Origin of the sequence: Rhizobium pantanalense (assembly GCF_030182525.1) — a bacterium.
Classification (GTDB): domain Bacteria; phylum Pseudomonadota; class Alphaproteobacteria; order Rhizobiales; family Rhizobiaceae; genus Rhizobium.
Map to the genome: position 1 here is coordinate 691,178 of NZ_JAQJCH010000001.1, position 17,255 is coordinate 708,432.

General features: G+C 59.8%; 18 protein-coding genes. 7 read left to right on the forward strand and 11 right to left on the reverse strand.

Going from position 1 to position 17,255, the window contains the following annotated elements; all coding sequences use genetic code 11:
* The first annotated feature begins 119 nt into the window (after nucleotides 1-119).
* The gene (locus PH558_RS03290; protein ID WP_095435441.1) at nucleotides 120-1,034 is read left to right on the forward strand and encodes a cation diffusion facilitator family transporter; all 915 of its coding nucleotides are present in this window, start codon (nucleotides 120-122) and stop codon (nucleotides 1,032-1,034) included.
* Between the two features lies 1 nt (nucleotide 1,035).
* Nucleotides 1,036-1,500 (forward strand): preQ(1) synthase, encoded by a 465-nt coding sequence (gene queF / locus PH558_RS03295; protein ID WP_015340658.1) that lies wholly within the window; start codon nucleotides 1,036-1,038, stop codon nucleotides 1,498-1,500.
* Nucleotides 1,501-1,560: 60 nt separating this feature from the next.
* Here queF and PH558_RS03300 read toward each other — a convergent pair whose 3' ends face one another.
* Nucleotides 1,561-2,367: a DUF2076 domain-containing protein gene (locus tag PH558_RS03300; protein WP_285202171.1), complete on the reverse strand. Its 807-nt coding sequence runs from the start codon at nucleotides 2,365-2,367 to the stop codon at nucleotides 1,561-1,563.
* A gap of 231 nt (nucleotides 2,368-2,598) precedes the next feature.
* Between PH558_RS03300 and PH558_RS03305 the strand changes: the two genes are divergently transcribed.
* Entirely contained in the window at nucleotides 2,599-3,186 is a 588-nt protein-coding gene (locus PH558_RS03305) for an ATP-dependent Clp protease proteolytic subunit (RefSeq protein ID WP_047632158.1), read from the forward strand.
* A gap of 199 nt (nucleotides 3,187-3,385) precedes the next feature.
* On the opposite strand, the gene PH558_RS03310 is transcribed toward PH558_RS03305, so the two are convergent.
* The 3 genes from PH558_RS03310 to PH558_RS03320 are packed head-to-tail and all read right to left on the reverse strand — an operon-like array spanning nucleotide 3,386 to nucleotide 5,733.
* Complete coding sequence (locus PH558_RS03310) at nucleotides 3,386-3,769, reverse strand: VOC family protein (RefSeq protein ID WP_285202172.1); 384 nt, start codon at nucleotides 3,767-3,769, stop codon at nucleotides 3,386-3,388.
* Entirely contained in the window at nucleotides 3,735-4,925 is a 1,191-nt protein-coding gene (locus PH558_RS03315; protein WP_285202173.1) for an MFS transporter, read from the reverse strand. Before PH558_RS03315 ends, PH558_RS03310 begins: the two co-directional genes overlap by 35 nt.
* Nucleotides 4,926-4,947: 22 nt before the next feature.
* Nucleotides 4,948-5,733: a DeoR/GlpR family DNA-binding transcription regulator gene (locus PH558_RS03320; protein ID WP_285202174.1), complete on the reverse strand. Its 786-nt coding sequence runs from the start codon at nucleotides 5,731-5,733 to the stop codon at nucleotides 4,948-4,950.
* A 199-nt stretch (nucleotides 5,734-5,932) separates the two neighbouring features.
* On the opposite strand from PH558_RS03320, the gene PH558_RS03325 reads away from it, so the two are divergent.
* Both PH558_RS03325 and leuA read left to right on the forward strand, forming a co-directional pair.
* A complete protein-coding gene (locus PH558_RS03325; protein ID WP_285202176.1) occupies nucleotides 5,933-7,117 on the forward strand; it encodes a benzoate/H(+) symporter BenE family transporter in 1,185 nt (394 codons plus the stop codon).
* A 327-nt stretch (nucleotides 7,118-7,444) separates the two neighbouring features.
* Complete coding sequence (leuA, locus tag PH558_RS03330) at nucleotides 7,445-9,151, forward strand: 2-isopropylmalate synthase (protein ID WP_285202177.1); 1,707 nt, start codon at nucleotides 7,445-7,447, stop codon at nucleotides 9,149-9,151.
* 71 nt (nucleotides 9,152-9,222) lie between these two features.
* Here leuA and PH558_RS03335 read toward each other — a convergent pair whose 3' ends face one another.
* The 5 genes from PH558_RS03335 to PH558_RS03355 form a co-directional block, all read right to left on the reverse strand.
* Complete coding sequence (locus PH558_RS03335; protein WP_285202178.1) at nucleotides 9,223-11,067, reverse strand: ABC transporter ATP-binding protein; 1,845 nt, start codon at nucleotides 11,065-11,067, stop codon at nucleotides 9,223-9,225.
* 270 nt (nucleotides 11,068-11,337) lie between these two features.
* Nucleotides 11,338-11,541: a hypothetical protein gene (locus tag PH558_RS03340; protein ID WP_285202180.1), complete on the reverse strand. Its 204-nt coding sequence runs from the start codon at nucleotides 11,539-11,541 to the stop codon at nucleotides 11,338-11,340.
* 100 nt (nucleotides 11,542-11,641) lie between these two features.
* Nucleotides 11,642-12,481 carry an anti-sigma factor gene (locus tag PH558_RS03345; RefSeq protein ID WP_285202182.1) on the reverse strand — a complete coding sequence of 280 codons (840 nt, stop codon included), beginning with the start codon at nucleotides 12,479-12,481 and terminating at the stop codon, nucleotides 11,642-11,644.
* A 3-nt stretch (nucleotides 12,482-12,484) separates the two neighbouring features.
* The gene (locus tag PH558_RS03350) at nucleotides 12,485-12,997 is read right to left on the reverse strand and encodes an RNA polymerase sigma factor (RefSeq protein WP_285202185.1); all 513 of its coding nucleotides are present in this window, start codon (nucleotides 12,995-12,997) and stop codon (nucleotides 12,485-12,487) included.
* Nucleotides 12,998-13,395: 398 nt separating this feature from the next.
* The gene (locus tag PH558_RS03355; RefSeq protein ID WP_285202187.1) at nucleotides 13,396-14,337 is read right to left on the reverse strand and encodes a metallophosphoesterase family protein; all 942 of its coding nucleotides are present in this window, start codon (nucleotides 14,335-14,337) and stop codon (nucleotides 13,396-13,398) included.
* A 50-nt stretch (nucleotides 14,338-14,387) separates the two neighbouring features.
* On the opposite strand from PH558_RS03355, the gene PH558_RS03360 reads away from it, so the two are divergent.
* On the forward strand, nucleotides 14,388-14,879 hold the full coding sequence (locus PH558_RS03360; RefSeq protein ID WP_285202189.1) for an NUDIX domain-containing protein: 492 nt from the start codon (nucleotides 14,388-14,390) through the stop codon (nucleotides 14,877-14,879).
* Between the two features lie 16 nt (nucleotides 14,880-14,895).
* Here PH558_RS03360 and PH558_RS03365 read toward each other — a convergent pair whose 3' ends face one another.
* Nucleotides 14,896-15,885, reverse strand: a complete 990-nt coding sequence (locus tag PH558_RS03365; protein ID WP_285202191.1) for a glutathione S-transferase family protein — start codon at nucleotides 15,883-15,885, stop codon at nucleotides 14,896-14,898.
* Between the two features lie 328 nt (nucleotides 15,886-16,213).
* Here PH558_RS03365 and PH558_RS03370 point away from each other — a divergent pair, with 328 nt between their 5' ends.
* Complete coding sequence (locus tag PH558_RS03370; protein ID WP_095435429.1) at nucleotides 16,214-16,795, forward strand: GNAT family N-acetyltransferase; 582 nt, start codon at nucleotides 16,214-16,216, stop codon at nucleotides 16,793-16,795.
* A gap of 33 nt (nucleotides 16,796-16,828) precedes the next feature.
* On the opposite strand, the gene PH558_RS03375 is transcribed toward PH558_RS03370, so the two are convergent.
* The gene (locus tag PH558_RS03375) at nucleotides 16,829-17,251 is read right to left on the reverse strand and encodes a GNAT family N-acetyltransferase (RefSeq protein ID WP_446740088.1); all 423 of its coding nucleotides are present in this window, start codon (nucleotides 17,249-17,251) and stop codon (nucleotides 16,829-16,831) included.
* Nucleotides 17,252-17,255: the final 4 nt, after the last annotated feature.

Consider the following 17,255-nt stretch of genomic DNA (forward strand, 5'->3'; position numbering starts at 1 on the left):
CCATATGAGCCGTTAATGAACCGCCTGCGCGAAAATTCGCGCGGGCGGTTTTGCATTTCAACGGCGCCTTTTTTGCAATTCATTCGCATAAGCAGGCGTGAAGACATTTGGAGACGGGCATGAACAGTCAAGGAAACGATACGATCAGGCGGCTCGCCCTTTGGGGCATTCCGCTGTCGCTCGGCGTCATGGGGCTGAAGATGCTGGCCTGGTGGCTGACGGGTTCCGTGGCGCTTCTGTCCGATGGACTTGAATCGCTCGTCAATGTCGTTGCTGCCTTCATCGCCTTCTTCGTCATCCGTTACGCGCAGAAGCCGGCCGATCACGATCATCCCTTCGGTCATCACAAGGCGGAATATCTTTCCGCCGTCACCGAAGGCGTGATGATCGTCGTTGCAGCGCTGATGATCGTGCAGGAGGCGGTCGGCCATCTCGCAAATCCGCAGCCGATGCAGGCGCCGGTGCTCGGTCTCGCGATCAACTTTGTCGCCGGCGTCATCAACGGTATCTGGGCTCTGACGCTGATCCGGGCCGGCCGGACATATCGCTCGCCGGCATTGACGGCGGATGGCCAGCACATCATGTCGGATGTCTATACTTCGATCGGCGTGCTCATCGGCCTGTTGCTGGCGCTCGGCACCGGCCACCCGATCTTCGACCCCGTGCTTGCCATTCTCGTTGCCATCAACATTCTCTACCAGGGCTGGAAGGTCATCTCCGCTTCGATCGACGGGCTTATGGATAAGGCCGTTCTGCCGGAAGAGGAGAATGTCATCAAGGATGCGATTGCCAGAAACGCCGAGGGTTCGCTCGGCGTTCATGATCTGAAGACACGCAGGGCAGGGGCCGTGACCTTCGTCGATTTCCATATGGTCGTACCCGCCGCCATGCCGGTGCGAGAGGCACATCGAATCTGCGACCGCCTTGAAGATGCCATACGGGCGATCCATGCGGGCGCCGAAATAACCATTCATGTGGAGCCGGAGGGCGAAAAAGCCCATGGTATCCGCGTCAAAGTGATCAAGGAGACCTGAGATGCCTAAGACCGATGTGTCCGGCCTGTCGATGCTCGGCAACCAGACTGAGACCGCCAGCAATCCGGAAGAAGCCGTTCTGGAGAAGGTGCCATCCGGCCACGCCGGCACTGATTATGTCGTGCGCTTCACCGCGCCCGAATTCACCTCGCTTTGCCCGATGACGGGACAGCCGGATTTCGCCCATATCGTCATCGACTACATTCCCAATGAATGGCTGGTGGAATCGAAGTCGCTGAAGCTCTTCCTGCATTCCTTCCGCAATCATGGCGCATTCCACGAGGATTGCTCGATCTATATCGCCAAGCGCCTGGTGGATCTGCTGCAGCCGAAGTGGCTGCGCATCGGCGCTTATTGGTATCCGCGCGGCGGCATTCCGATCGACGTCTTCTGGCAGACCGGCAAGCCGCCGGAGGGTGTATGGCTGCCGGACCAGGGCGTGCAGCCCTATCGCGGCCGAGGCTGAATGAAAAAAGCCGCCATCCGGGGATGGCGGCTTTTCTGATGGATTCGATGAGATTGCGGCTCAGGCAAACGAGTTGTCGTCGCCATCGTCATAGGACGAGTCGTCATAATCATCGTCCTGAGCGTCTTGGGCAGCGTCCTGGGCATAATCGGCCGCCCTCTGATCATTCTGATCACTATTGTCGTCATTGCCGAAATAGTTGTTGTTGATGATCGTTTCCTGAACCGGCTGTTCGGCTGCGTTGGCCGCAGTACCCCCGAAGAGGCCACTGCCGGCATTTCCACCGAAGAGCCCGCCGCCAGTGCCGCCCAGATGCGGGCTGAAGAGGCTGGAGAGTGATTCCGCCAGCATCACGCCGCCGGCAACCCCGGCCGCCGTGCCAAGCGCACCGCGCAGGAAGCTGCCGCCGGCCGAAGGCGCTGCCGCCTGCTGGCTCCATGGGCCGGATGGCTGTGGCTGGCCAGCCCAGGGGCCGGACTGAGGCGCATTGCGGGCATAGTCGTCATAGAGACGACCCTGCTGCTGCGGGCTGGTCTCCTGCGGCGCTGGCACACGCTGCTGCTGGCCGCCGCCAAAGAGCGAGCCGATCCCGCCCAGGAAACCGCCGCTCTGGCCTTGCTGGTGATTATCGGCGCCCTGCTGCTCGAGCTCGTGTACACGGGCTTCGAGCTGCTGGATGCGGTCAGCTGCAGCCTTCATGCCCTGTTCCTGCATGATGACGGCCTGCGCCAAGTAATAGGGCGCATAGGGCTGGTCGCGGACCGATTGGTTGATGAAGGTCTCCGCATCGGGGTCGCGCTGCGTGCTGGCGGCACCGCGCACGCGATCGAAGAGAGAGGCGAGCAATTGACGTTCTTCTGGCGACATGATGGCCTCCTTGGCTATCTGTGCTGCAAATTCGGGGCGCGATTTCTACCCGCGCTGACCTGACGTAGGATCAAATCTCGGCTTTTCAAAGCCATTCAAGTTACATTTCGGTAATCCGCAACCATAACACCATGTTGTCAGTCGCTATTCCCGCCTTGTCTTTTTCCGGCATTGTTTTACGCATTGAGTCGCACTATGTGCGGTGAACGACGCATCATGCTGGAGAGTTGAATGAACGACGAAGACGAACAGGAAGACAAGAAGACCGAGCAGCCCTTGGGCAAGGACGCGGAGGCGAATCTTTTCAAGTCGCGTTCGATCTTCATCTATGGCGGCATCACGCAGGAATTGGCGCAGAAGGTCTGCTCGCAGCTCGTGGCGCTTTCCGCCGCCAGCGACGACGATATCCGCATTTATGTGAATTCGCCCGGCGGTCACGTCGAATCAGGCGATTCCATCCACGACATGATCAAGTTCATCAAGCCGAAAGTCTGGATGATCGGCACGGGCTGGGTCGCTTCCGCCGGCGCGCTGATCTACGTTTCCGCTCCCAAGGAGCGCCGTATTTGCCTGCCGAACACGCGCTTCCTGTTGCACCAACCGTCTGGCGGCACGCGCGGCATGGCCTCCGATATCGAGATTCAAGCACGCGAAATCATCAAGATGAACGAGCGCCTGAACAAGATCTTCTCGGAAGCCACCGGCCAGCCGGTCGAGCGCATCGCCAAGGACACCGACCGCGACTATTGGCTCTCCGCCGAGGAAGCCAAGGCTTACGGCCTGGTCTCGCGCATCGTGACCTCGCAGGCGGAAATCTGATCTAGCGGGTTTTCCCAATTGAATTGAGCGCCCTCGCTTGCCGGAAAGCAGGTGGGGGCGTTTTTTGCGCCGGATCGCTTTGATCGAAGGCTAAAAGCTGGCGGCAGAAATCTCCACCGCCAGCCTTCGCCACTCGGGAGGTTGCAACGTTTCCGGGAGCGGCGAACTCGAAGGTGCAAGTTACCGGCCGAGCTCGCCCCTATATGGTAATCTCCACCGGCGTTCCGTCAGGCATGGTGATGACAGCCTCATAGAAGCCGTCGCCGGTGGTGCGTGGTGCGGATTTCAGGCAATCATCCGCCTTGCATCGTTCAGCCAGCGCATCGACGGCAGCTTTGCTACCGAGCGATATGGCAATATGGTCCCAGCCGATGCGTTCACCGTGCAGGTCGGGAAAAAGCCAGTCGCCGGTCATCAGTTCGATCTGGTCGTCACTTTCCGGCAAGGAAATGAAGCGGGAGACGAAGCCAGGCCGGCGCCGGCTTTGATAGGGTTCGCCGACGGTCGCGCCGAAATAGGTCTTCCAGAAATCGACGGCGGCATCGAGATCACGCGTCCATAGAGCGGTATGAGCGATCCGCATTGGTCTTTTCCTGTTCCTGTTCGTGATTGCGGGTAACGATGCCGGCGCAGAGAGGTGCGACGCAGAGCAATAGAGCGAGCATCCAGAAGGCGCCGGGCAGGCCTACATGATCGGCGACGAAGCCGACGCCTGCGGGGCCGACAAGCACGCCTGCATACCCTGTCATGGTGATGGCTGCGACGGCCAAGCCGGCCGGCATGACCTTCTGCGAACCGCCTTTACGGAAGAGCACCGGGACGATGTTGGAGGCGCCAAGACCGATCAGCAGGAAACCGCTCATGGCGAGGATCGCGATCGGGCTGAGGAGGAGGATGACAAAGCCCACTACCGCGACGATGCCGCCCCATAGCATGATTGCCCTGTCTCCGACCCGTGCGGTAATGGCGTCGCCGCTCAGGCGGCCCGCCGTCATCGCTATGGCAAACAGCATGTAGCCAAGGCCGCCATGGCTTGCATCGACGCGGCCTTGCGTTGTCAGTAGCAGAGCGCTCCAGTCGAGGATCGCGCCTTCGACGAGAAAGGTGATTGCTGCAAGAGCTGCCAGCAGCAGCACGAAACCGCGTGGCATGACGAAAAGCGGCGCGTCCTCCGCTGGGAGGGTCTGCAGCAGTCGGGGCCATGCGACGATCATGGCGATCACCATGACTGCCGAGCTGAGAAGCGTGGCGACAAGAGGACCGGCCTTGGCGGAGAGGAGCAGAGTGACGAGCAGGGAGCCGATGAAACCACCTATGCTGAACAGGGCATGGAAGCCGGACATCAAGGGCCGATCCGCGCTTTTCTCTACTTCGACGGCGTGGATGTTCATGGCGACATCGAGCGAGCCGAGACAGGCGCCGAAGGCTGCCAGCGCAATGCCAAGGGTGAATGGCGTGCTCGCCACCGCCAGCGTCGGCAAAATGATCGCAAGGCCGAGACCGCCCGCGATAATGATTGGCTTGCTGCCATATCGCGCGCTCAACATGCCGGTCGCAAGCATCGCCGCTACCGAGCCAAGGCCAAGGCAAAGCAGCAGCATGCCGAGAACGCCGTCATCGACTCCGAGGCGAGCTTTGGCGAAGGGGACGAGGGGAGCCCAGCAGGCGAGGGCGAAGCCTCCAACTAGAAAGGCAAGTCGTGTCGCCAGCCGGGTTTCCGGCCGATCCGTGGATTGCATGGTCATTTCTTGTCTTTCGAGATCAGGAGGATGACGTGACGTCGCTTGCTTTTACGAGCGAGAAGCCGGCGTCGGAGGCCGCCTTTTCGTCAGCGGCAGGCAAGTCGTCCTCGACAACAAGCCAATCGATATCGTCGGCGCCGCCGATGCGGTGCGGCGCGCGTTCGTGAAATTTTTCCGAGGTGATCAAAGCGACTCTTGCTGCACTTCTCTTCAGTAGCGTCCGTTTGAAGATCGCGTCCGCATGTTCGTACACGCTGATGCCGTTTCTCGCCGAAACGGCGCAGACGCCCAGGAAGCAGCGATCGATGTTCATGGCTTCGATGGCCGCAACGGCCGACGCATCGACGCTGCCGCCGACGACGGGATCGACCGCGCCACCAATCAGGACAAGGGGGATATCGCCGCGCTTCATGACGGCGCTGGCGATATCGATGGAGTTCGTCGCGATCGTCATGTCCAGGTTCTTCGGCAGAAGATCGACCATTGCGAGATTGGTGCTGCCGCTGTCGAAAAACAGGAATTCGCCCGGCTCGATCATCGCGACGGCCGCTTTGGCCAGGCCTCTCTTGCGGCCGGATTCCTGTCCGACGCGTGCGGCCATCGGCTGCGACGGCGTCAGGAGAGGGAGCGCGCCGCCATAGACGCGGCGGCACTTGCCCTCTGCTGCAAGTGCCCGCAGATCGCGGCGCACGGCATCTTCAGACACGTTGAATTCGGCGGCCAGAGATGCGGCAACGATTTGCCCGCCCTCTGCAAGCCGCGCTTCGATGACGTCCCGGCGGGACAATGGAAGTGAATTGCTCATGAATTTGCATTAACGTGCATAAATAAGAGAGTCAATATGCACGTTTATACACGATATGACTCGACGACGATATATTCCGCGAGCGATTTTGCTTAGCGACACTGTCATTTCGCGCGAAAACAGCACTTGCACGCTCGATGCTTGTAATGCTCCATGCGCGTTCCATCGATCCTCATCCGCTCTTCGAGTCTCCATCGCCATGCTCAAAGATTTCTCCGTTCAAAGCCTGTTCATGGGTTGCCTCACGGCCTTCGTCGGCTTTGCCAGTTCCTTCGCCGTCGTCTTTCATGGCCTGCAGGTGGTCGGCGCCTCGGATGCGCAGGCGGCGTCCGGTCTGACGGCGCTTTCGGTTGCGATGGGCGTTTGCGCAATCGTGCTTAGCATGGCGACGAGGCTGCCGATCAGCATTGCCTGGTCCACACCGGGAGCCGCATTGCTCGCAAGTGCGGGGGCGATCGAGGGCGGCTTCCCGGCGGCCGTCGGTGCGTTTTTTATTTGCGGCATATTGATCGTCGCTGCCGGGCTGTTCCGGCCTTTCGGCCGTGCCGTTGCCTCCATCCCGGCGCCGCTCGCCAATGCCATGCTGGCTGGCGTTCTGCTCGGCCTCTGCTTTGCGCCGGTGAAGGCGATCGCCTTCAATCCTGCCTTCGGCCTGCCGATCATCCTTGCCTGGATCGTCGTCGGGTCGTTCAAGCGGCTATGGGCAGTGCCGGCAGCCCTCGCTGCCTTTGCCCTGGTGCTGGCCTTCGGCGTGAAGATACCGGATGGTGCCTTCGCCTCGCTCGAGCATTCGATGTTGCCGACCGTCGAATTCGTGAAGCCGGTCTTTACGCTTGCCGGTATCGTGTCCATCGCGCTGCCGCTGTTCATCGTGACCATGGCGTCACAGAACATTCCCGGTATCGCAGTGCTGAAGGTGCATGATTACGAGCCGAAACCCAGCCCGCTGTTTGCCATGACCGGCGTGTTCTCGCTACTAGCCGTTCCCTTCGGCGGCCATGCCGTCAATCTGGCGGCCATTACCGCTGCCATGTGCGCCGGACAGGATGCGCATGCCGATCCCGGGCGGCGTTATTGGGCGGCGATCGTCGCCGGTATCGGCTATGTGATCCTCGGATTGCTGGCAAGTGCGGTGACGACTTTCGTGGCGTTGGCGCCGCCGATTCTGATCGAGGCGGTGGCCGGCCTGGCGCTGGTCGGCGCGCTCTCCAATTCCGCCTTGAACGCCTTCCAGCAGCCGGAATCGCGCGAGGCGGCTGCCATCACCTTCCTGGTGACGGCATCGGGCGTTTCCTTCGGCGGTATTTCTGGTGCCTTCTGGGGGCTGATCGCCGGCGGATTGATGCTGGCCTTGTCGCGCGGCGTGCAGATGCTGAAGAAGTAGGCGAGGGGTTGCTTCTTTTTGATCCGGCGGCTATAAGCGCGCCATGAAGTTGACTGGCGCAAAGATTTCCGAACAGATTGCACGTGGGCGCGTTGCCCTGCGTGACAATACGCGCGCCCTTACCTCGCTTCTCCTCCTCGGCCTTACGCGCGGTTGCCGGGTCCTTTGAGGAGCGCCCGGCGGCCGAAAAGCCCGCTGGCCATCGCTCCTCGCGACTTACCCTAAAATCGACAGCTTACCCGCAAAGGGTCCGCATTTGTCATCGCCAAGCCGCATTCGATCGGCTAAGACGCGGGATAAAATGACGGGAAAGGAAGAGACGAGACCATGGACGCGAACAGCCATTCCCCCAAAGGCATGCCCGAAGCAGCGGTGAAATACCGCGCCTATCCCCAGATTAACATTCCCGACCGGACCTGGCCGTCCAAGACCATCACCAAGGCGCCGATCTGGTGCTCGGTCGACCTGCGCGATGGCAATCAGGCGCTCGTCGATCCGATGGGTCACGACCGCAAGGCGCGCATGTTCCAGCTGTTGCTGGATATGGGTTTCAAGGAAATCGAGATCGGCTTCCCGTCGGCCTCGCAGACCGACTTCGACTTCGCGCGCTGGTGCATAGAGCAGGGCAATGTGCCTGCCGACGTATCGCTGCAGGTTCTCGTCCAGTGCCGCCCGGAACTGATCAGCCGCACCTTCGAAGCGCTGGAAGGTGCCAACAAACCCATCGTGCATTTCTACAATTCCACCAGCGAATTGCAGCGTCGCGTGGTGTTTGCCAAGGACGTCCAGGGCATCAAGCAGATCGCCGTCGATGCGGCCAAGATGATCAGCGACATGGCGGCAAAGGCTGGCGGCGGTTACCGCTTCGAATATTCGCCGGAGAGCTTCACCGGCACCGAGCTCGATGTGGCGCTGGAAATCTGCAACGCCGTCATCGACGTCATGAAGCCGACGCCTGACAACAAGCTGATCATCAACCTGCCGTCGACAGTCGAGATGGCGACGCCGAACATCTATGCCGACCAGATCGAATGGATGTGCCGCAATCTCGACAACCGCGAAAACCTGATCATCTCGCTGCATCCGCACAATGACCGCGGTACCGGCATCGCCGCCGCCGAGCTGGCCCTGATGGCCGGCGCCGACCGCGTCGAGGGCACCTTGTTCGGCAATGGCGAGCGCACCGGCAATGTCGACGTTGTCACCATGGCATTGAACATGTTCACGCAGGGCGTCGATCCGGAGCTGGATTGCTCGAATATCGAGCGCATGAAAGAAGTCTTCGAATATTCCAACCAGATGGCAATCGGCGAGCGTCACCCTTACGTCGGCGAACTAGTCTATACGGCCTTCTCCGGTTCGCATCAGGATGCGATCAACAAGGGGATGAAGGCTGCCAAGGTCGCCAACGATCCGGTCTGGGAAGTGCCGTATTTGCCGATCGACCCGCAGGATGTCGGCCGTACCTATGAAGCGATCATCCGCATCAACTCGCAGTCCGGCAAGGGCGGCATCGCTTATATCATGCAGCAGGACTACGGCTTGAACCTGCCGCGCAATCTCCAGGTGGAATATCGCGAGGAGATCCAGCGGATCACCGACGAGGAAGGCAAGGAATTGCCGTCCAAGCGCATCTACGAGCATTTCATCGAGCGCTATGTGACGCAGCCGGACGCGCGGATCCGCTTCGTCGATCACCACACCTTCGCCGATCGCGAGCATAAGGGACAGCGCATCGTCGCGGCCGAGATCACCGACAATGGCGAGGTAAAGCGCATCGAGGGCAGGGGTAACGGCCCGATCGACGGCTTCATCAATGCGCTCTCGATCTATCTCGGCATCCCGATGTCGGTCGAGGATTATTCCGAGCATTCGCTCCAGCACGGCTCCAACGCCGCGGCGATCTCCTACGTCGAGGTTTCCTATCCGGGCGGCAAGCTTTTCGGCGCCGGCATCAACACCAATATCGTTGCCGCATCCCTCGAGGCGATCGTATCGGCGGCAAACCGCGTGCTGGCGATCAAGGCGGCATAAGGCTTAGGTTTTTTGCTACCGTTCTGATTTGAAAGGTCCCTTCGTGTTCGAGGGGACCTTTTTATTGCACATCAGTCGGTTGCTGGCTCGTCCTCTTCGATGAAGCCGCCGGATTGGTGTGCCCACAGCGTCGCGTAGATACCGTTTTGGGCAATCAGCTCCGCATGCGTGCCGTCCTCGACGATCCGGCCGTGGTCGAGCACGACGATGCGGTCCATGCGCGCGATGGTCGACAGGCGATGGGCGATGGCGATCACGGTCTTGTCTTCCATGATGCCGTAGAGTGTTTCCTGAATTTCGGCTTCGACTTCCGAATCGAGGGCGGAGGTTGCTTCATCGAGCACCATGATCGGCGTGTCCTTCAGGATGGCGCGTGCAATCGCGACGCGCTGCCTCTGACCGCCGGAAAGCTGGACGCCACGTTCACCTGCATGCGCGTCGAAGCCGGTTCTTCCTTCCTGATCCCGCAGGCCCGCGATGAAATCGCTGGCGGCAGCCTTTTCTGCGGCGGCGCGAACCGCATTCTCCGAAAAGCGGGGATTGCCGTGGGCGATGTTGTCGCGGATGGAGCGGTGAAGGAGCGATGCCTCCTGGCCGACTACGGCAATCTGCCGGCGCAGGCTATCCTGCGTTACCTGCCGAATATCCTGTCCATCGATTTCGATGATGCCACCCTCCGGATCAAAGAAACGAAGTAGCAGATTGACCAGGGTTGATTTGCCGGTGCCGGAGCGACCGACAAGGCCGACCTTCTGGCCCGCCGCAATTCGAAGCGAAACGCCGTCCAGCCCGCCATCTCCCTTGCCGTAGTGATGCGTGATTTTCCGGAAGACGATCTCGCCCTTGGTGACGGCAAGCGGCTCGGCGTCCGGCGCATCGGTAATGGCAAGTGGCTGCGAGACGGTCAACAGTGATTGCCGCATCGCGCCGAGATGGGCAAAGAGCGAGGAAACGGCATCCAGCATCCATTCGGCCATGCCGGTTATGCGGAAGCTCAAGGCGAGTGATGCCGCGATCAGCCCTAGCGGTGCGCCACCGGATTGCCAGAGGACGACCGCATAGCCGACAAGCGCGACGATGAGGAAACTGCCGAGGAAGAGCATGCTCGAATTGACAAGCACCTCAAGCTTCTGCACCCGAACGAATGTCTCGCGGGTTTGAGCGAAACGACGACGGGCTTCCTTGTCCTCCGCCCTGGCATCGGCAAAAAGCTTGATGAGGTCGATATTGGCATAGCTGTCCACGAGCCCGCCCGTCAGTTCGGCATAGGCTCCCTGATATTGCGCAGAGGCTTTCTGCAGGCGAGGGATGACATAGGCCATCAGGCCAAGATAACAGAGAAGCCAGACCACAAGGGGCCAGATGAGGCGCGAGTCGATCGAGGCCATCAGCCAGAGCGAGCCGGCGACATAGATCGTGACAAAGGAAAGCGTGTGCAGGACCTGATAGGCCGCGCCCGTTGCTGCCGTGCCTATGTCGCGCACCTGGCTGGCGATACGCCCGGAAAAATCCTGACGAAACCAGCCGACCGATTGCCGAAGGATATGGCGATGAGCCCGCCAGCGGAACAGTGTCTCAGCATTTGGCCGGAACGCGATGTCATCCAGGCTTTCGCGGAGATAACCGGCAAGCGGCCTTCCGATCAGGACGAGGGCGGCGGCGGCCAGCAGTCCGGCTCCTTCGGATATCCAGAAATCATCCCGTCGGGCAGCGGCGAGATTGTCCACCAGCCGGCTGGAATAGCCGATGAGCCAGATCTCGATGACGGCGCCGATGACAGTCAGGCTGAGGCTCATCGCCATGACTGTGCGAAACGGGCGAAGGTTGGTTAGGAGATAGCGCCAGGCCTTGGGTGATGGTTGTGGCTCATCATGATCCTGAAATGGATCGACAAGCTCTTCGAAGCGACGAAACATGAGTGCCCTCCACGGGCGAAAGATAGCAATCTGATGGTCAGGCCGATAAAGCAGCCCGTCACGGCACTGCTTTTCAGCGGTGGTTTCCTGTGCCGTGATTTTTCATCAGAGTGCTCTCCTCATTGGTCGCTGCAACCCATATAGCGTGTATCGGTGCCGATGTCAGCAGAAATTGTATCGTAGTCCTTCGACATAGAGGGGCGAGTGCCGTCCCTTATACGGCTCGCGTCGAGGTCGTCCGAGGATATGTGCTTCAATGGTGAATTTTGCTCAGGCTTTGCCCTTGGCAAACTCATCGCGCTGCTTCGTCAGACGCTCAAGCTCTTCTTCCTGCTCGGCTATCCGCTCAGACGTCCGTTCTTCGTCGGCGGCGCCGGAAAAGGCTGCTGCCTGCTCGATCAGTTCGCGAAGGTTTTCCCTTATCGCCGCGATACGTCTGTCGATTTCAGGAATGGTCAGCAGAACATCGGACATGTCGAAACTCCAGCAAGACTATCGAGCTCATGCGGTTATCGCTGCCCATTATCCACCGACCGGCTGGCAGCCGCAAGCCGCAAAACGGATGGGATATCAGTCAGATTTCCGAGGATACCCGATTGGCGATCTGATCGAGCATTGCATCCGAGGAAGGGCCGACGATCGCATAGGTGGTGCCGTTGCGGTGCCAGGATACGATGCTGATATCGTCCTTGATGGTTTCGCTGAAATCGTCGTCGCCAACGCCGTCCGTCTTGGTAAAGCAGATGGCGACGACATCACCGTCGAGGTTCTTGTAGATCAGCTGGCCGACTGGCTTGCCGGCTGCGATGGACATGCGCGCGCCTTGGAAGACGAGACCATCGGCAGCAAGGTCCGGAAAATTGAATTTGACGCCGACCGTGCTCACCAGCCACTTGGCGATTTCGTCCAGCTGGCTTGCCTGCAGCTCGACCATACGCTGCGGCTGGCGCGAATAGATGCGGTGATAGGCGGCGATATCATCCAGCCAGTTGCGTGTCATAGCCTGTGTCGGGGTCGGCGGAGAGTTTGCTGGGACGTCAGCGGGCTGCACGCCGAAAAGATAACCGATGCCGCCGCCGACGGCGAACAGGATGAGAGCCGCGGCCAGCGATTGCTTGCCCGTGGGCGCCAGCTTCAACGATTGCCGGGTGAGGCGGGGAGAGGGATCTCGGTTCTTCGGAGGCTGAGTGCTCTTGATGGAGCGAACGAGCGCGAGCGGCACCGGCTCCTTCAAAACCTCGTCAAAAGCCTTGCGACCGACATCGGAGCCATGCTTCAGCTCATCGAAAATACGTCGCGCGTTCGGATCCGAGGCGATAAGCTTTTCCAGCTCTTCTTTTTCTTCGCGGCTCGTCTCGCCATCCATGAAGGCGGACAAGCGGACTTCGAGCGGCGTTTTCTTCATGTCCTGCAATGCTTAAAACCTTCGAGGCGAGCGACTATGACCCTGGGAGGCAAGGTAAAGGCGTGCGCTGGAGAGCCTTGACATCACTGCCGACAAAGGGATGCCGAGGACGTCGGCGGCCTGCTTGTAGCTGTGCCCTTCGACGTCGACCAGCAGGAAGACACTGGCAAGACCTTCTGGCAAAGATGTGACGAGACGATGCGCTTCGCCGGCTTCTACAAGATTTAAATGGGTGCCGGATATCGGCTCGCCCTGTTCCAGTGCACTGCCCTTTGCGGCGGGGCGCAATTTGTGGCGTCGCGCCTCATCGACCCAATGATGCCGGGCCATCGTATAGAGCCAGCTTTCCAGCTTGCCGCCGCTGTTCCAAAGATGGAACTTGGCTATGCCGCGTTGACAGACGTTTTGAACAAGCTCGTCCGCCTCGGCGAGATCGCCGGTCAGCGTCACCGCAAAACGGCGAAGCTTCGGAAGAAGGCCGACCAGATCGCGTCTGATATCAATGGCTGCTACCGGCGTTGGCATGATCGTTCCAGGAAGGCGTTGGAGGTTGTTACATCGACAATCTGCTTCCGCGATGGACAGCCTTCCCCGTAAGAAAGGTGATGCGAGCGGAATAATTGTCCTGTACTGGTATGAACCATTTCCGTGCCGTTTCGCAAGTCTTCAAAAGCACCCGCGCGCTTGACTGTCATTCTCACTGCAGTAATCCCACAATGTGTCAGCCGGTACTGTCCCGGCGCTGGCCCGAGCCTTCCAAGAAGCAGCAACCCTGCCGGATACGAGCTCCGAAAGCCGGCATTGCGGTGCTCCTTGTCACGACCTCAAAATCCGTCCCGCATTTCGAGATTCCAATGCTTCGATTGTAGCTCCGTATCTTAGAAAACGCTACCGAAACGATGCGCACAACGACGCTAAAAGGCTCACCATGTCGCCAGAATATCGAGGCCTTCGGGGTCGACGCCGCTGCCATTGTCATTGAGGCTGTAACGTTCCGCCTTCAGTTCCCAGGCGCCCGGCCGGCCGGCGATGGTGAAGAGATTATAGGCCGCGCGCGGCTTCAATCCGCCCACCCCTTGCGATGCTGAGGCGATCCCAACGACCGGAACCGGACCCATGTGCCCGCGCAGCCAGTGCAAGGTGTTGAGATGTGTGTGGCCATGCAGGACAAGTTCAGCGCCCCCGGTCGAGATGACGGCGGCAAAACGGCGAATGCCGATCATCCGCTTGTAGAAGCTGGTCGCGCCGCGAATGGGCGGGTGATGGATCATGACGACGCGAAAGAGCCCGGCATCTCCGGCTGCACGCAGGATATTCACCGTCTCGCGCGCTTGGCGTGAGGAGTAGAAGCCGCTTGCGGCAAAGGGTGGGGTGGCGACGGCTGTGGAGCAGCCCACAAGCGCGACCTGACCGCGGATACGCAGATAGGGGAAAATGCGCTGGTCTTCCTGCCATTCGGCAGGAGCATCGTCGCCACGGACATAGGGATACCAGGAGCGCATGGCCTTTTCGTAGGCGCCAGGCACATAGGCATCGTGATTGCCGGGAACGACTGACGTGTGGAGAGGATCGCCGACCGTTTTCAGCCATGTGGCCGCCGTCTGGATCTCCATGCCGCTCGCAAGGTTGACGAGATCGCCGGTTACGGCCAGATGATCGGCCTGCCTCGCCTTGATGTCGTCAAGAAGGAGATCGAGCGTGTCGCCAAAAAGATGCTTGCGCCGGTTCCGGTGCCAGTTCACAAATCCGGTAATGCGTTTGGAGGCGAGTTCTCTGATCGAAAGACGTGGCAGTGGACCAAGGTGAACATCGGAAATATGCGCGAGTTTGAACATGGGATGAGACATAGCCCACTCTATTGTCAAAACAAATACATCCCCGGTCCGATTGCAGATCACGATGCCGGGGTTCAGGCATGAGTGAAGACAATCGACGCGATGAAAGACAGAGTTTGGCTGTGCGTCTGTTCGGCCGCGCGCTGCATGTCTATTTCGTGCTGACCCGCAGCATGACAATCGGCGTGCGCGCCGCCTGCTTCGATCGGCAAGGGCGGATTTTCCTGGTTCGGCATTCCTATATCGCCGGGTGGCACATGCCCGGCGGCGGCGTCGAACGCCATGAGACTGTGGAGCAGGCGCTCGAAAAGGAGCTGCGTGAGGAAGGCAATCTGGCGATCTCAGGCAAGCCGCAGCTCTTCCACGTCTATTTCAACAATCACACCAGCAAACGCGACCACGTCGTCTTCTATCGCGTCGAGGTCACCCAGACCTCGCCGCGCAAGCCGGATCGCGAAATCGTCGAAAGCGGCTTCTTTCCGGTCGATGCGCTGCCGCCAGGCACGACGAAGGCAACCTATCGCCGGTTGAAGGAATTGGAAGGAGCGGAGGCTCCCTCCAGCTATTGGTAGCCTCCGACGCCTTGGGTCAGGCGGCTTTTGCCAGCTGCTCGCGCCCATGCGGGCGATCGAAATCGAGTTCCGGTCCGATCGGCACGATGCCTGTCGGGTTGATGGTCTTGTGGCTGCGATAATAGTGGTTCTTGATGTGCCCGATGTTCACCGTCTCGGCAACGCCGCCGATCTGATAGAGATCCCGGAGATAGGCCGCGAGGTTGGCATAATCGGCAATGCGCCGGATATTGCATTTGAAATGTCCGACATAGACGGCATCGAAACGAACCAGTGTCGTGAACAGCCGCCAGTCGGCCTCCGTCAAGCGATCGCCGAATAGATAGCGCTGCCTCGCCAGTCGCTCATCGAGCATATCGAGGGTTTCGAAGAGGCGGAGTGCGTTTTCCTGATAGGCCTCCTGCGTCGTCGCAAAGCCGGCCTTGTAGACGCCGTTGTTGACGGTATGGTAGACGCGCTCGTTCAATGCATCGATATCGGCCTGTAGATCGGTGGGATAGAAATCGGTCTTGGAGCCGGTCAAGCCATCGAAGGCCGTATTGAACATCCGGATGATTTCGGCCGACTCGTTGTTGACGATCGTGCCGGTCTGCTTGTCCCAGAGAACGGGAACAGTCACGCGGCCAGAATAATGCGGATCGGCCTTCACATAGACTTCCCAGAGCTTCGTCGCGCCGAAGAGATGGTCGACGGTGCCGCCATCCTGTCCTTTGAATTCCCAGCCGTTTTCAACCATCAGCGGATCGACGATCGAGACGGAGATCAGCTCCTCAAGCTTCTTCAGCTTGCGGAAGATCAGAGTTCGATGCGCCCAGGGGCAGGCGAGTGACACGTAGAGATGATAGCGTCCGGCCTCTGCCTTGAAGCCGCCGGTGCCTGTCGGGCCGGCGCTGCCATCCGCGGTCACCCAGTTTCGAAACTGCGATGCAGCGCGCTTAAAATGACCCTTCGTCTCTTTGGTATCATACCAGACGTCATGCCAGACGCCGTTAACCAACATACCCATTGCTTCATCCTTCCGGAAAACTACCGAAACTATATCTCTAGAGATACGGTATGCGCTCCGGATTTCGAGACGGCAAATGATGAACACTGCGTCATAGGTGCCCCTCGCGGGCTTATGGGGTGGTGTCGAGATCGAGATCTTGCATGAATGAACGGCAGGATGCATTTTGCATTGGACGCGCCGGATATTTCCTGCTATCCGGCTTCTCACACTTTAAGGACCCCTTGTCATGAAAGTAACCAGAAGCCTGCGACGACGCCGATGATCTTGAACGCTCGATGAGCGCTTTCGGGAACAATATCGTCCGTCTATCTGGTTTTCTGGGCTAATGTACAAGCACGATCTGGTCTACCTCACTGAGGATGCGTCGCACGACGCTGCTATCGAACTCATCAACGAAGAAGCTTTCGGTCCGGGGCGGTTTACCCGCGCTGCTGCGCGCATTCGCGAGCAGGGGCCGCATGACCGGTTGCTGTCTTTTATCTGCGCCGATGATGGCGAGACGATCGCCTCCGTGCGGATGACGCCGGTGCTGGCCGGATCGGTCAAGGGACATCTGCTCGGCCCGCTTGCCGTGCGTCCGTCGCACAAGAACAAGGGAATCGGCCGCGAGCTCGTGCGGATCGCGGTGGCCGCTGCTCAGCGCAAGGGATCGGAAGCCGTCATCCTGATCGGCGATCCGCCCTATTATTGCCCGCTCGGTTTCCAGAAGGTCGCCTACAACGCGCTGACCTTCCCGGGGCCTGTCGATCCCAACCGGGTGCTCGTCGTGCCGATCGCTGCAGACACGCATGCGCGGCTGCACGGCGCGATTGCCTGGCGCGATGATTCCGTTCCGGCTACCGAAGCCGAAGCCGAAGACGACAACGATCTGGATGATGTCGTACAGTTCACGGCGATCGCTGTCTAAGGCGCTATCAATAGAAAATCGCCCTGCTTGATGTCAGCGGGGCGACAACGTCTTCTTCAGAAAGAATCGGCTGCGACCAGCCGGGAAATCCGGCAGTTCGCCGAAGATGGCATAGCCCTGCCGTTGATAGGCTTTCAGCGCCTGTGGATTGAAGGTATCGATCCATGCGCCGAAACAGCCCCGCGTGCTCGCCTCCGCTTCCGCCGCGTCCAGCAACTTTCCGGCCATGCCCTGGCCGCGCAGGCTTTCCGGCACGAAGAGCCATTGGGTGAACAGCCATCCCCAGGCGGTGTAACCGGATATGCCGCCGATGGTCTTACCGGCATCATCGTGGATCAGAACGGCCAGGGATTGCCGGCCGGACGGGCCGACGTCGATGGTGTTGAAAGCCGTCAATCCCTCGCTGATGGCCGCAAGCTCGCTTTCCGATGGCGTATCGGTCACTTCGATCTTCATCACA

What these genes read in the sequence shown, in the direction of transcription:
- PH558_RS03365 (WP_285202191.1), bottom strand. Translation starts at nt 15,885, where the DNA reads ATGGGTATGTTGGTTAACGGCGTCTGGCATGACGTCTGGTATGATACC.
- PH558_RS03305 (WP_047632158.1), top strand. Translation starts at nt 2,599, where the DNA reads ATGAACGACGAAGACGAACAGGAAGACAAGAAGACCGAGCAGCCCTTG.
- PH558_RS03325 (WP_285202176.1), top strand. Translation starts at nt 5,933, where the DNA reads ATGCTCAAAGATTTCTCCGTTCAAAGCCTGTTCATGGGTTGCCTCACG.
- PH558_RS03315 (WP_285202173.1), bottom strand. Translation starts at nt 4,925, where the DNA reads ATGCAATCCACGGATCGGCCGGAAACCCGGCTGGCGACACGACTTGCC.
- PH558_RS03360 (WP_285202189.1), top strand. Translation starts at nt 14,388, where the DNA reads ATGAGTGAAGACAATCGACGCGATGAAAGACAGAGTTTGGCTGTGCGT.
- PH558_RS03375 (WP_446740088.1), bottom strand. Translation starts at nt 17,251, where the DNA reads ATGAAGATCGAAGTGACCGATACGCCATCGGAAAGCGAGCTTGCGGCC.
- PH558_RS03320 (WP_285202174.1), bottom strand. Translation starts at nt 5,733, where the DNA reads ATGAGCAATTCACTTCCATTGTCCCGCCGGGACGTCATCGAAGCGCGG.
- leuA (WP_285202177.1), top strand. Translation starts at nt 7,445, where the DNA reads ATGGACGCGAACAGCCATTCCCCCAAAGGCATGCCCGAAGCAGCGGTG.
- PH558_RS03310 (WP_285202172.1), bottom strand. Translation starts at nt 3,769, where the DNA reads ATGCGGATCGCTCATACCGCTCTATGGACGCGTGATCTCGATGCCGCC.
- PH558_RS03350 (WP_285202185.1), bottom strand. Translation starts at nt 12,997, where the DNA reads ATGCCAACGCCGGTAGCAGCCATTGATATCAGACGCGATCTGGTCGGC.
- PH558_RS03300 (WP_285202171.1), bottom strand. Translation starts at nt 2,367, where the DNA reads ATGTCGCCAGAAGAACGTCAATTGCTCGCCTCTCTCTTCGATCGCGTG.
- PH558_RS03290 (WP_095435441.1), top strand. Translation starts at nt 120, where the DNA reads ATGAACAGTCAAGGAAACGATACGATCAGGCGGCTCGCCCTTTGGGGC.
- PH558_RS03335 (WP_285202178.1), bottom strand. Translation starts at nt 11,067, where the DNA reads ATGTTTCGTCGCTTCGAAGAGCTTGTCGATCCATTTCAGGATCATGAT.
- PH558_RS03370 (WP_095435429.1), top strand. Translation starts at nt 16,214, where the DNA reads ATGTACAAGCACGATCTGGTCTACCTCACTGAGGATGCGTCGCACGAC.
- queF (WP_015340658.1), top strand. Translation starts at nt 1,036, where the DNA reads ATGCCTAAGACCGATGTGTCCGGCCTGTCGATGCTCGGCAACCAGACT.
- PH558_RS03340 (WP_285202180.1), bottom strand. Translation starts at nt 11,541, where the DNA reads ATGTCCGATGTTCTGCTGACCATTCCTGAAATCGACAGACGTATCGCG.